The 11,621-nt window shown below is 58.0% G+C and carries 15 protein-coding genes; all 15 read right to left on the bottom strand.

All coding sequences use genetic code 11. The features are described 5' to 3' along the window. Positions 1–104: 104 nt before the first annotated feature. The 15 genes from PKC29_15065 to PKC29_14995 all read right to left on the bottom strand — a co-directional run bounded on the left by PKC29_15065 (position 105) and on the right by PKC29_14995 (position 11,206). Positions 105–500, bottom strand: a complete 396-nt coding sequence (locus PKC29_15065; GenBank protein ID HML96742.1) for a hypothetical protein — start codon at positions 498–500, stop codon at positions 105–107. Then, entirely contained in the window at positions 497–1,066 is a 570-nt protein-coding gene (locus PKC29_15060) for a hypothetical protein (protein HML96741.1), read from the bottom strand. The genes PKC29_15065 and PKC29_15060 overlap by 4 nt, the downstream gene beginning before the upstream one ends. A 96-nt stretch (positions 1,067–1,162) precedes the next feature. Continuing rightward, positions 1,163–1,351, bottom strand: coding sequence for a hypothetical protein (locus PKC29_15055; protein ID HML96740.1), 189 nt, complete (start codon positions 1,349–1,351; stop codon positions 1,163–1,165). A gap of 312 nt (positions 1,352–1,663) precedes the next feature. Then, positions 1,664–3,136, bottom strand: a complete 1,473-nt coding sequence (locus PKC29_15050) for a phage tail tube protein (protein ID HML96739.1) — start codon at positions 3,134–3,136, stop codon at positions 1,664–1,666. 407 nt (positions 3,137–3,543) lie between these two features. Beyond that, the gene (locus tag PKC29_15045; protein HML96738.1) at positions 3,544–4,596 is read right to left on the bottom strand and encodes a right-handed parallel beta-helix repeat-containing protein; all 1,053 of its coding nucleotides are present in this window, start codon (positions 4,594–4,596) and stop codon (positions 3,544–3,546) included. A 1-nt stretch (position 4,597) separates the two neighbouring features. After that, the gene (locus tag PKC29_15040) at positions 4,598–5,362 is read right to left on the bottom strand and encodes a LamG domain-containing protein (protein HML96737.1); all 765 of its coding nucleotides are present in this window, start codon (positions 5,360–5,362) and stop codon (positions 4,598–4,600) included. Next, positions 5,349–6,239, bottom strand: a complete 891-nt coding sequence (locus PKC29_15035; GenBank protein ID HML96736.1) for a hypothetical protein — start codon at positions 6,237–6,239, stop codon at positions 5,349–5,351. Before PKC29_15035 ends, PKC29_15040 begins: the two co-directional genes overlap by 14 nt. A 37-nt stretch (positions 6,240–6,276) precedes the next feature. Further along, positions 6,277–6,684, bottom strand: a complete 408-nt coding sequence (locus PKC29_15030) for a hypothetical protein (GenBank protein HML96735.1) — start codon at positions 6,682–6,684, stop codon at positions 6,277–6,279. Beyond that, positions 6,681–7,154, bottom strand: a complete 474-nt coding sequence (locus tag PKC29_15025) for a hypothetical protein (protein ID HML96734.1) — start codon at positions 7,152–7,154, stop codon at positions 6,681–6,683. Before PKC29_15025 ends, PKC29_15030 begins: the two co-directional genes overlap by 4 nt. Beyond that, complete coding sequence (locus PKC29_15020) at positions 7,154–7,591, bottom strand: phage virion morphogenesis protein (protein ID HML96733.1); 438 nt, start codon at positions 7,589–7,591, stop codon at positions 7,154–7,156. Before PKC29_15020 ends, PKC29_15025 begins: the two co-directional genes overlap by 1 nt. Positions 7,592–7,594: 3 nt before the next feature. Further along, positions 7,595–8,302, bottom strand: coding sequence for a hypothetical protein (locus tag PKC29_15015; protein ID HML96732.1), 708 nt, complete (start codon positions 8,300–8,302; stop codon positions 7,595–7,597). A 539-nt stretch (positions 8,303–8,841) separates the two neighbouring features. Then, complete coding sequence (locus PKC29_15010) at positions 8,842–9,276, bottom strand: hypothetical protein (GenBank protein ID HML96731.1); 435 nt, start codon at positions 9,274–9,276, stop codon at positions 8,842–8,844. Then, positions 9,273–9,485, bottom strand: coding sequence for a hypothetical protein (locus PKC29_15005; GenBank protein ID HML96730.1), 213 nt, complete (start codon positions 9,483–9,485; stop codon positions 9,273–9,275). Before PKC29_15005 ends, PKC29_15010 begins: the two co-directional genes overlap by 4 nt. Then, on the bottom strand, positions 9,460–10,017 hold the full coding sequence (locus PKC29_15000; protein HML96729.1) for a hypothetical protein: 558 nt from the start codon (positions 10,015–10,017) through the stop codon (positions 9,460–9,462). The genes PKC29_15005 and PKC29_15000 overlap by 26 nt, the downstream gene beginning before the upstream one ends. Before the next feature lie 358 nt (positions 10,018–10,375). Next, the gene (locus tag PKC29_14995) at positions 10,376–11,206 is read right to left on the bottom strand and encodes a hypothetical protein (GenBank protein ID HML96728.1); all 831 of its coding nucleotides are present in this window, start codon (positions 11,204–11,206) and stop codon (positions 10,376–10,378) included. Positions 11,207–11,621: the final 415 nt, after the last annotated feature.

The following is an 11,621-nucleotide window of genomic DNA, read 5'->3' as shown; positions in this document are numbered from 1 at the left end:
CGAATTACTTAACATCTACAATTGCGAGGGTGCGCCTTACGCGACCGCGGCAATCTCGTCTGTCATTTCGAGCGTACGCGAGAAATCCGTCCTTTGCCATTTATTCACCTCTCCCTCACACTCTCGACCTCCTCTCCCTTCGACCCTCTCTTCATCTTCCTCTCCTGCGCCCTGAGCGCAAACTCCCTGAACACCTCGTCCACCGCGACGACGATCCGAAACGCCCTCGTCTTCAAATGCCCGTCGAACTCCAGCTTCTCGAGGTTATTCCATATCTCCGAATGGACGAGCGTCCCCACGGTCATCCCCTGCCCGTACCTCTGCGACTGGCACAGCTCCCACAGCGACACCCACTCCTGCTGATGCACCGGCAGCGAGCCCACGAGCCCGTCCGTCTCCTCGCCAGCCTTTTTCAGAATCCGAAGCTCCGCGGAATCCTCCTTCCCGAACGGGAGCCGGTTCTTCCGGCGGAGCTTCTTCTTCTCTTCAAGCTGCTTCACTCGCCGCCTGAGAGCGTCGGCGTGGTATCTTCTTTTTTCACCCTTGAGGCTGACTTCCCAGCCCTCGTAAATCCGTCCGAAATACTCCCGGACCCTTCCGAAAAATTTTCCTCTTCCTTCTTCTCCTCCTTCGTCACCTTCCCGGCCACAAGCTCATAGCTCGACCTGAAGTTGCTCAGAAGAAACGACGACTTGCAGAACTCGTTATACAGCCACTCCTTCGCGTCCTTGTCGTAAAGCACGCGCTCCCCCTGGTCCGTCAGCCCGACGATATCCTGTATCAGGTTGTACACGAGAAACTTCGCCGCGCGCTTCGGATCCCCGCCGAGTATCTTGAAGCTCCTGTCCTCGACGGTGAGGTCCTGCGTCAAATCCCTTATCTGCGTCAGCCTCGCGACAGTCGGATACGGACACTTGAACCCCACCTCGCGCCACCCCTCGTCGTAGCCGACCCACTCACCCTTCTCGTCCTGGTAAGCCGGCCAATCCTCATCCTCTATCTCCCTGTACGGATATATCGTCACATAATTCGAAACATTCTTCGTAAGACTTTTAATCTCAGGCATAACTCCTCCTCTATTTTTTCTCCTTTACCAATCTCCACTCCCTCACCATAAAACATCCCTCCCCCTGATAGGGGGAGGGTAAGGGTGGGGGTTCCCTCATCTATCTTTTCTGTCATTGCGAACGCAGCGAAGCAATTTAGCATTCAATCCTTTCTTTGACATTGTCATTCCCGCGCTTGTCACGGCGTAGGCAGTCAAGCCGTAGCCGTACAGGCGGGAATCCATTTCTGCAAGCAATCCATCCAGAATCTTTTCCCTTCTCCCCGAGGGAACGAATGTGAGCATACGTCTCCCTACTAATCCCCTCTCCCCTCCGGGGAACGAATGCGAGCGAGTGAGCATTCGGACGCCCTTGGCCGACTGCACCATAGCTCTTCCAATACTGCTCGAAAGCGACTCAAACCAAAATAGGGATTAAGGGTGAGGGGGTACCGCTAATCCTTCATCATTAAATCCCTCCCCCTGTTAGGGGAACGAATGCGAACAAGCGAGCATTCGGACGCCCTTGGCCAACTACACAGAAGCTCATCCAGTACCGCTCGAAAACAACTCAAACCAAAATAGCACGGGTGGGGGCTCAACTCACCCCCCATTCCCTTAAGACTCCACCATCCACTCCACGGTCGGCTGCGTATTCTTCACAGTCACGCTCACGTCCGTCGCCGGGGACGAACCCGAATCCAGCCTCCCGAGGAAGCTCTTCTCGTCGGTTATAGGGTCCTTCGACGAAACGCCCGGATGCGGACTTCCCTCGAACTTCGCCTTCGGCACGCTCATCGTAACCTGGTGATTGTCGTCCCCGATGTAAGTCCAGATGAAATCGAGCTGCGTCTCCGTCCCGGCGATCGTCTTCTCGGCGAACTGCTGGCTCCCGTACTGATACGTGAACGACCCGCTGACGGACCCCTCGCCCGGCGTGATCGCGCCCTTGATAGGCGATCCCACGACGAAGTTCCCCTGAATCGTGTTCTCGATCACGAGGCTGAGATTCTCGAGCTGGTTCGACGTCAGCTCCACGCTGTCCACCTGCACGCTCGCCTCCCAGTGCACGTACGGGATGTTCTCGATGGACACAGGCGTCCCGAAGATATTCTCCGAAAGCACCTGGAACGCCTTGCCCGAAACGTTCATGTTAAGCTGCGGCAAATCGCTCGGGTCCACGTTCAGCGTCAGGTTCGAAATCTTGTTCCCCCTGATGAGCATGAGCGACTCGATGTCGGTGAATCTCAGGACAAAAGAAATCCCCTCCGGAATCGTCCGCCCCCTGTATATTGTATGCGTAAAGGGCTTCACTTTTTCGACGACCGCATCGCCGCTGTCGTGCGCCTTTCTGAGCCCCATCGGATGAGCGTCCGGGTCGAGGTCCACGGTCGTGCCGCTTGCATAAGTCCCTACCTTCACGATCTCCGCGTCCGTGCCCGTCCCTACCTGGAGGAAAATCCCCGTCGCCAGGTTGGTGTCCGCGGCGAGCTCTATCTGCGTCGCGCCCTTTGCAACAGCCCCGTCAAGCGTCGTGCTCACAGGGTCCGTCCCCTGCGTCGCGCCGACGCTGTAATAATCGTTGTTGAGAGCGTGCAGGTAAAAGAGCCCCGCGGTCTCTATGTCGAGCTCGACGGTCATGTCGGCGCCGGCCTCGTAATTCCCTTCCCTGAAGTTAGACAGCACGCGCGAGCCCGAAAGCGCCTGCGAGCGCTGAAGCTCCCTGCCGCCGGATGGGGTGAACGACCTCACGTTCCCGAGCTTGAACCAGTCCTTAGTCGGGTCCGTCTCCTTCACGTCCTCGCCCGACTCGTGCCTGTAATTGATCTTCGTGTTCGGGTCGAGCGCAACCGTCGTTCCGGACGAGTACCCCGACGCCACCTTCACGAACTCCATGTTCTGCGGCGTTCCGACCTTAAGAATCTCTCCCGCCGCAATGCCCGTATCCGACGCGACGACGATACTCGACGCCCCCGGGTTCACCGCCGACGCCAGCGTGGTCGACGCCCCCGAATCGACGGACGGGGTCACCCCGTTCACCGCTTCAATCTTGTACCAAATCTCTGCACTTGAGCCTGATGCCTGTGCCATATGTGTAATACCTCCGTGTTTTTATATAAAAAAACCCGGTACGGTATCCCCGCCCGGGCTATTCCTTTCATTCTATTTTCCGTATTTAAATTTTCATCCCCCCTTAGAAAAAGGGGGGAGCGAGGGAGGATTTAGTCTTTCCACTCTTTTTTCTTTGTCATTCCCAACGATTTCGAGCTAGCGAGGAATCACCACATTTCAGTCATCCTGAACTTGATTCAGGATCTCGTCTTTTGTCATTCCCGAACGTCTGTATCGGGAATCCATTCCTTTAATCTTTGCTTTTCTTATCAAAAGGGTTTGTACAAACAGTCTGTCACCCCGAACAGCGATTCCGAGCAGCGAGGAATCCGTCATCCCTGATTCTTGTCATTCGCAACTTTGCGGTTGTCGTCATCCCCGAAGAATCAATCCCTTCCAAACTCCCGGTAGCCGGGCTTCAGCCTGAACGTATTCCCGCTCATAATGGGCTCTTTCGCCGTCCCGCCCCAAACGGTTATCGCCGCCTTGAGAGCGTCGGTCATGTTCGACGCCGGGGGAGACTGGATCGAAAAGCTGTTGTTCTTGATTACCGTATACCTCGTGCCGTGCCAAAGGGCGATCCCCGTGTTCACGTCGACGAGCTCGTTGCCCTCTATGATAGTCCCCTCGATGTAGTATCCCGGACACGGCTCCCCGTTGAAATTCACGCCGGCCCCCGTCGAAGGCCCCAGGTAATTATTCAGCACCCTGTTGCCCGACATATTATCGCAATACCCTTTGGGATTACTCAGGTAAACGTCGTGACAATGCCTCGGGCTGTCCCCTCCCCACGCCTTGTCGAAACAGCGCGTCCCGTTCCGCTCGATCCTGTTTCCTTCTATGATATTCTGGCTCGCCGCCGTGATAAGCACGCCGTTATAGCGGTTTCCGTGAATGTAATTATTCCTGACGGTATTGCCGTCCCCGGTAACCTTCACACCGTCCCATCCGCCGGTAATCTCGCATCCCTCTACGATCGCGTCGGAAACGTTCGTATTGAACCTGACCCCCTCCTGGTCGCCTCCGTCGAACACCAGCTTCGCGCCCGGTTTGCAATATATATGCACGCCCGGCCTCGGATAAAAGGCGACGCTGAAATTATAAGTCCCGGGCTCTATACACACAGTTTGCCCCGGGACGGCGGAATTGACGGCCGGCTGCGCGTTCCCGACACGGGACACAACCTTGCTGCATACGATTTCTGACTGCCGCTTTCCCGGCCCGTATGAATCGCCCGCATCCGCCACGTCCGGACATCCGGGACACGGCGCGCAGGCGTTACATTTCACCTGCCCCTGGTATTGAAAAATCTCGCCCGGGTCGATCGACCGGGTCTCGGAATAAACGTCGGCATGAAACCCTGCGAGAAGAAGTGCCGCAAACAACGACAGAGAATAAATCCCGGCTTTCGAGACACTGGCGTTCATTTTTCCAATCATTTCATCCTCCACAATAAATCATACGGTTATTTTCGGTAACTGTCGCCCCGTTTCTCGTAACTTCTATCCCGTGCCTCAGCTCAACACCGTCCCGAATATTCGGGATCACCCACGCCCATCCCGGAAAACAAACGGCGCTGAAACCGTTGGCAAGCCCCGCGATCTCGGCGTCCGTAAGCGCGCGGCCCCATGCGGCGGCCGGGCCCAAATCCCCGTCGAGCGGCTGCTCGAATACGCCAGGCAGGAAGATTCCGAAAAAAAGACGCCCCCCCATTTCGCCGCCGGCTGTAGCGCTCAAACCGCCCAGCGCGGCGTTATTCTGCGACGCCGCCTGCGAGCCGTTAACCCACAGCGTATACGTATTCCCCGAGCGCCTTGCCGCAAAATGCGTCCAGCTCGTATTGGAAGCGAAAAGATCCCCCGTGCTCATGATATGGACCGACGTCCCGTTATTATCCGCGTAAAACCATATCTCGTTCCTGTCCGCGGGGGCGGGATTCGAAGCTTCCCCGATCGAAATTTCCCAGTACGACTCCCCGTTCTGCGCGCGGACAAGAAGCCCCTTCGTGGCGTCCCCCGCGTTGCCGTTCGTCAGCCGGACCCAGCCCGCGACCGTCCAGTCCCCGTCCGGCAGGTCCAGGGCCGTGTCGAAACCGAGGGCCGCGTAATCGTCCGTTTCGTCAAACCTCCACGCCGCCTCCACGCGCGCCGCGGCGAAGAGCCAAACGGCGAGAATCGCAATCGGCAGAAAATCACGGAGTCTCATAAATCTGCCCCCCTCTGAACTGCACCGCGCCCGAATCGGTGTCCGACGCCGCGTCCCTGCAAATCTTCACCCTGCACAAATCGTTCGCCCCGCAGGAATCCATCTCGGCCCCGTCCGTAAACGCTATCGATACGAGCGTCGGCACTCCCGACGTCCCGCTATTATCGTTGCCGTCGTTCGACACCGCGCTCGCAAACGAATCCGAATCTATATCCTGCGCCGTCTGCCGCTCGAAAGAACCGTCCCAATCGACGTCCCCCGACGTCGCCGTCGCCGTCGTGTAAAACTCCACCGTCACACCATTCCCTCCATACGTGTTCGGCATCACGAACGACCACACGGCGCACTCGTCGCCGTCGAATGTCAAAACGGGCTGCGAGTTCCTCGTATCTATGGTCGCAAAGCCCGACGCCGGCGGCTCGTACCCCAGCGGGCGGAGCTGCAAAAGCGTCTTCCGAAACGGCGGCACATTCTTCAGATTCTCGAAAGGTATCAGGCTGCCCTCGCCGTTCGGGCCGTCTTCCGGCTCGCTCACGAGGGCGTCGAGCGCGTCCTCCACGTTTAGTACCCCTGCCGGATATCCGGCGTTCGAATCGTCGTAAAGGACCAGCTCCGCCCCAAGCGAAAGCCCGACCTCGGCCTCTCCCCCGCCCTCGTCTGTCACGGTAAATCCCTTCGACTGGTCGAACGATATGATAGAAGCGTCACTCACCGACGGGCTCCCGTCCGACTCGCCGACAGTCACAGTTCCTCCGCCTCCGCCGCCGCCCCCGGACGCACCCGCCGGGTCCCTGTTAATCACGTCCTGCTGAATGTCCGCGCGCGCGGCGATCCCCGCCGCGCACAACAGCGCGCATAGTATTATCGCTTTTCTCATCGATTCCCCTCTCTGGTCGTCTATAAGGAAGCCCGGTCTAGTCAAGCTTAAGGTAGGTGGATATGTGGAAGCTCCCCTGCGCGTTCGTGCCGTTCACGTAAGTCACCCTCGCACACTTGCAGTTGAGCTCCGCGACGTACTGGTTATTCGCGGACCCGGCAATGTAGCTCCACGACGACACGTACTGGAACACGGGCTCCGCCGCCGTGTCGCAATCCTCGTCGCACGACTGCTCTATCCGGACGCCGCCCTCGGCGCTGTTCTCGTCCGCGACGACTGTAACGGCCGCATACTTGTAGCTTTCCGCCAGGAATGTATCGGTGGAATACGTCCCCGCCGACCCGAGCGGCGCCGCGCTCGTGTCCATCATTATCCTGTCCGAATCCGCCTCGGCGCCGGCCGTGAAAACCAGCACCCCCAAAACGCATAGTATGAATTTTTTCATGTTCCCAACTCCCCCCCGGTCACAGTTTCATAATCGTATAAAATCTCGAGCGTCATCGAAAACGCCCCGTACGGCGCAAGCCGCCCCCTGTCCGTCGTAAGCGCGGTCACGCCGTTCAGTATCCCGACGCACGCCCCGCCGTAAATGATCCGCCTCGACGCGAAGAGCATCTTCTTCGTCTCGGCGACGAGCGCGTTAAGCTCTGTGAAATACTCGTCCTCGTCGTAGACGTACCCGACTATTTCGGGGCTATACTTCGCCCGCGTCTTCCCGCCCGGAATCTCGACGTACCCCGTCTCGTTCCCCGTGTTCACGATCACGGCCGGCATCTCCAGGTGACTTATCCCCTCTATAGCGCCGGATTCCATGTCCACCCCGACGAACTCCCTCGTCACGAGCTGTATGAGTGACGACGCTCGCAGTGCATCCGCAAGCGCCTTGTCTATTTCCTCTCTTATGTTCGTTGCCATTATATTTTCCCCGTAGCCTTCCCGAGCTCGCGCGCGAATATAGCCTCGATCTCCGCCGTAACGCCCGCGGCGTCTCTCCCGAGCCCGAAGAATCTCCGGGCCGGCATCTTTCCGAGTCCCATCTGGTGCACAATAGCCTTCCTCGCCTGCACGGGGTCGAAGATACCGACGACGGCCTCCGTGTCCGAGACGAGCCTCACTTCTATCGCCCCCAGCATCTCGCCGCTCGCGTCAAGGTCCACCCTTCCACCCTTGTTTTTATAGGGGGCGAACGGCTTCCCGTCCACATCCTTGCCCGACTTCGTTCGCGTCTTTATCAGCGACGCGATCAGCCGCCCCGACTCCAGGAGCGCCTTACGGGAATCGAACCCCTTCCCGAGCTTCGCCCCGAGGCTTTTCAGGAATTCCGCGAGCTCCGACGTATCTATGGTGATCATTTTCTACGCCCTCCCGACGTAAAACGACGTCGCCGGGATCCTGTTCTCGTCCCTGTCCACCTGCCCGCTCGCGTCCCAGTCGTAATCTATTCCGGCGGCGAGCACGCGCTCTATCTCCTCGTCGAAACGCTTCGAGAACTCCTCGGCCCTCTTTTCCCAGGCGTCCGCGTTCCGCGTCGCCTTGGACAGCTTCGGGCACACGTACCCGCCGAGCACCCTGTACACCGCCGCCTTCCGGAGCTGCACGCCCGCGTTCAGCATCAGCTCAGCGTCGAACTCGAGGTCCCTGCCCAGGAACTCTATATTCCTGCCGTACCTCTCCCTCACGCGCGGCCTGAACCACTTCACCTCTATGATCCTGTCTATGTCGTACGCCGCCTCGCCGTGGTCGGCGGCAAAGCCGGGCGAATCCACCTGCACCACCTTCACACCGGTCCTGTGGCTCTTCCGAAGAGGCGTATACTCGTCGAGCGTAACGACGTTCGCCTCGACGCCGTCCACCTTCGCGACCTCGACGTTCCCCTTCGAATCGAGCTTGAGATAATCCCCGGCCGCTATGCCCGAGCCGTCGGCGACGGTTATTGATACCGCGCCAGTATACACCGCGCCGGCAAGAGTCGTGCTCACCCCGCCGTCGATTATCCCCGGCACCCCGTGGTCCAGTATGTCCGGTATAAACTGCTCCAGATTCCCATCATTCGAATACGCCATCTCCATCTCCTTTCACCGCATCCCCCTTCTCCACTTTCCCTTCCCCCTATCAGGGGGAAGGTCAGGATGGGGGTCACCTTATTTCTGTCATTCCCGAATGCTTGTATCGGGAATCCAGCACGCCCCGCGTGCACGAATCCGAGTCACGGCACTCTGCCGTGACCCCGCACTTCCGTCATCCTTTTTTGCCGTCATCCTGAACTCGTTTCAGGATCTCGCGTTGTCTTTTGCTTTTGCCTTTCCTCCCCTTCCCCTTCCCAAAGGAGGAGGATCAAGGTGGGGATCACCTCAAGTGTTGTCATTCCCGAATGCCTGTGTCGGGAATCCATTTCCTTACGCAATCCGTCAAGCGTTCTTTCCATCCCCCCTTAGGAAAAGGGGGGAACACAGGGGGGATTTAGTATTAGCAGTCATCCTGAACTACGATTCCGAGCGAGCGAGGAATCGGACGCCCTGGACTGATTGCAAGAAAGCATATCCAGTACTGCTCGGAAATACCTCAAATCTAAACAGGAGAAATCTTTCCTTGCTTCTCCCCTTTACAACCTCAACGTCACCCTGTCATCCGGCACAAACACATTCTCCAGGACGACAGTCCCCGTAATCGCGGTCGTCCCGCCGGAATCCCCACCTTCGGTCTCGTAGCTCACGGCCAGGTACTTCCCGTAATTATCCCCCTGCGTGCCTATGTGCACGTCGGCCCCGAGCGCAAAAGTTATAGTCTCTAATCCCGGCTCCGTCTGGTCTGTGAACCCTCCGTCCTCGACGTCCCCGAACTCCGACTTGTTCTCCGAATCCACTAACTTCACGGTCAGCGTCGCCCCGAAAAAATCGGACCCCGTCGTATCCAGCGTCGCCTTCACCAGCCTCGTGCTGTCCACCTTCCCGAAATAAACGGGCGTCGACACGGCGGCCTCTGCGCTCGCGCCCACATCCTCGAACTCCGCAAACGGCTCAAACCTTATCTCTTTCATTCCGTCACCTCTCCTTTTTTCTTAAGCCACGGCAAATCCGGCACGACGAACGACTTCCTCACCGGCCGGAAACCCTTCCTCTCCATCCTCCGCGCGCCGTCCTCCCTGACGACGTCCCTCTTTCCGGACACGGATTCCATCTCCACCGTCCCGATGTCCTTCCGCATCGCCTCGTTCCTCTCGTTAGTCCTCTCCGACGCCTCCCTCATGAGCCCCCTTAGCTCGTTGACGTCCTTTCCTGTCGCCCTTACTTCCCACTCCGGCTTTCGCCCCTTCCTCCGAATCGTCCTCTCTTCTATAGCCACTTCCGCGCCCTCCGCGCTGCGCCGGCACAGGCATCCTCACTCCCTCGACTTTCATCCTGTACCTCTTCTGCCGCGTCCCCTTCTTTATGTCGGACGGGTCCACCGCCACGCTCTCCGTGCACTCCATCCACTCGTCGTCCACTGCCCTGTACCCGAGCCCCTGCTTATACTGGAGCTTGTACATCCAGTTCCGGCAGTGCGTGGCAGACTTCCTCCCGGACGGATTCTCGAACATCACTGTGTACGGCCCCTCGCCCTTCGTCGCGCACTTCCCCCACGCGTCGCATCCCCTGTTCGTCCGCGACGGCTCGGAGCACGTCGGATACCCGACCGCGTACCCCGGAGATTTTTCACCCGGCAGACTCGGATGCCCCGCGCCTTCGTAGCCTCCAACTTCCCCCTCCTCCCCAATCACAACATCCCTTATCTCGGCCATATCTCACACTCCACACTCTCTTAAATATTTGTCATTAATATTTGTCATTCCCGCGCGAACGTCGTACCGTCCTTCACTCAGTCCTCTCCCATAATCCCCTCCCCCTATACATAGGGGGACGAATGCGAACTAGCGAGCATTCGGACGCACTCGGCCGACTACACAGAAGCTCATCCAGTACCGCTCGAAAGTATCCGAAACCAGAACAGGGACAAAGGGTGAGGGGGTACTTCCAACTTTTCATCCATTAACTCTCCTCCCCTTTCGTGAAGGGGGAGGATAAAGGTGGGGGTTACATTATAAAAAAAGGGCACGGCCCCTCCCGGAACCGCGCCCTTCCGCTTCATCCCCCGACCGCTCAGCTCGCGTTCGTCTGGTACTCTACCCCAAGGTCGTCGTTCATTTCGGCCACACCGAAATCCTGTGACGCCACAATCTTTGTGGACAAGGTGTCCGCGTCGAACTCGACGTCTATAGCAGGGGTCTGCTTTCTCGCTATCGCAAAAGCCCTGCTCGTATAAATCATGTTCCTCGCCGTCGTCGATACCTGCACGCTCGAGCTGAAGCTGATGTTCACGCCGTACGCAAGATCGATGGAGCCCGTCTTCGCCGGCCCGTCGACCTCGCCCCTCACCTGCGCCGAATTTATGTTCGACACGGTGAGCACGTGGTCCCACTGCGCCGGGTGAAAGACGCCCCATATAGGGGTCAGCCCCATCACAACCTTATTCTTCCCGTGCTGTATCAGGTTCCTTATTGCGAGGAGGTAATTCGCCTCGGAGAAATCCGAAGCCCCGCCGACGCTCCTCGAAAGCCCGGCGTAAAGTCCGGCGATCTGCTCGTCCTCGTACTGCGCGAGCGACTGCCCCAGCTCCACCTGGTACACGTTCCCGAGGCTGGTGACAGACCTCACGTCCGCCTTCCTGTCTATCTGCACGGCGGCGTACGAGACGTCCGGCGTTATATCCACCGAAGTCTCCGTGTTCGCGGTGTAGGAGACGACTCCTGAAAACGCGGCCGCGCTTATCGCGCCGATCTTGGGGATGTGCAGAACGTCCCCCGGCCCCGCAAACTGAAACTCCATGATCCTGCCGCTGAATCCCCTGTTGTTGTGGGCGGCGAATTCCACCTCCGCCTCCCATATCTCGGGGATGATGGCGGCCGCTGTCGTAGTTGTTACATTACCCATTCAAAAAACCTCCCGGTTCCGGCCGCGTATCCCGCAGCCTGGTTTTTACTTTCACTCCACACTTCCCAATCTTCTCGTTACGATTTTTTGTCATTCCCGAATGCATTTATCGGGAATCCATTCTTTTAAATTAGTCATCCTGAACTTGTTTCAGTATCTCGTCTTTCATTCTTCGTCTTTGCTTTTCATCCCCCCTTAGGAAAAGGGGGGAACATAGGGGGGATTTATGCTTTGCTTTTTCTGTTAAAAGAACTGGATTCCCGATTAAGGCACTTGGGAAAGACAAACTTGGTTTAGCCTCGTTCTAGTCATAATATTGCAAGCCGCACTTGTCGCGGCGAAGCCATGCGAAGCCGCTACGCAGCGCAGCAATACCCCTCCGGGCCGTGCGGACTGTGTCCGCAGACAATCGAAG

The sequence above is a fragment of the Thermodesulfobacteriota bacterium genome (assembly GCA_035325995.1).
In the GTDB taxonomy this organism is placed as follows: Bacteria; Desulfobacterota_D; UBA1144; order Nemesobacterales; family UBA2774; genus JADLGH01.
This window is presented reverse-complemented; position numbering and strand designations above follow the sequence as displayed.

Bases quoted from the DNA above. Each gene is read 5' to 3' on its own strand.
- PKC29_14995 (HML96728.1), bottom strand. From the start codon at position 11,206: ATGGGTAATGTAACAACTACGACAGCGGCCGCCATCATCCCCGAGATA.
- PKC29_15020 (HML96733.1), bottom strand. From the start codon at position 7,591: ATGATCACCATAGATACGTCGGAGCTCGCGGAATTCCTGAAAAGCCTC.
- PKC29_15040 (HML96737.1), bottom strand. From the start codon at position 5,362: ATGAGACTCCGTGATTTTCTGCCGATTGCGATTCTCGCCGTTTGGCTC.
- PKC29_15025 (HML96734.1), bottom strand. From the start codon at position 7,154: ATGGCAACGAACATAAGAGAGGAAATAGACAAGGCGCTTGCGGATGCA.
- PKC29_15005 (HML96730.1), bottom strand. From the start codon at position 9,485: ATGAGGGAGGCGTCGGAGAGGACTAACGAGAGGAACGAGGCGATGCGG.
- PKC29_15060 (HML96741.1), bottom strand. From the start codon at position 1,066: ATGCCTGAGATTAAAAGTCTTACGAAGAATGTTTCGAATTATGTGACG.
- PKC29_15010 (HML96731.1), bottom strand. From the start codon at position 9,276: ATGAAAGAGATAAGGTTTGAGCCGTTTGCGGAGTTCGAGGATGTGGGC.
- PKC29_15050 (HML96739.1), bottom strand. From the start codon at position 3,136: ATGGCACAGGCATCAGGCTCAAGTGCAGAGATTTGGTACAAGATTGAA.
- PKC29_15030 (HML96735.1), bottom strand. From the start codon at position 6,684: ATGAAAAAATTCATACTATGCGTTTTGGGGGTGCTGGTTTTCACGGCC.
- PKC29_15045 (HML96738.1), bottom strand. From the start codon at position 4,596: ATGATTGGAAAAATGAACGCCAGTGTCTCGAAAGCCGGGATTTATTCT.
- PKC29_15035 (HML96736.1), bottom strand. From the start codon at position 6,239: ATGAGAAAAGCGATAATACTATGCGCGCTGTTGTGCGCGGCGGGGATC.
- PKC29_15000 (HML96729.1), bottom strand. From the start codon at position 10,017: ATGGCCGAGATAAGGGATGTTGTGATTGGGGAGGAGGGGGAAGTTGGA.
- PKC29_15015 (HML96732.1), bottom strand. From the start codon at position 8,302: ATGGCGTATTCGAATGATGGGAATCTGGAGCAGTTTATACCGGACATA.
- PKC29_15055 (HML96740.1), bottom strand. From the start codon at position 1,351: ATGCTCACATTCGTTCCCTCGGGGAGAAGGGAAAAGATTCTGGATGGA.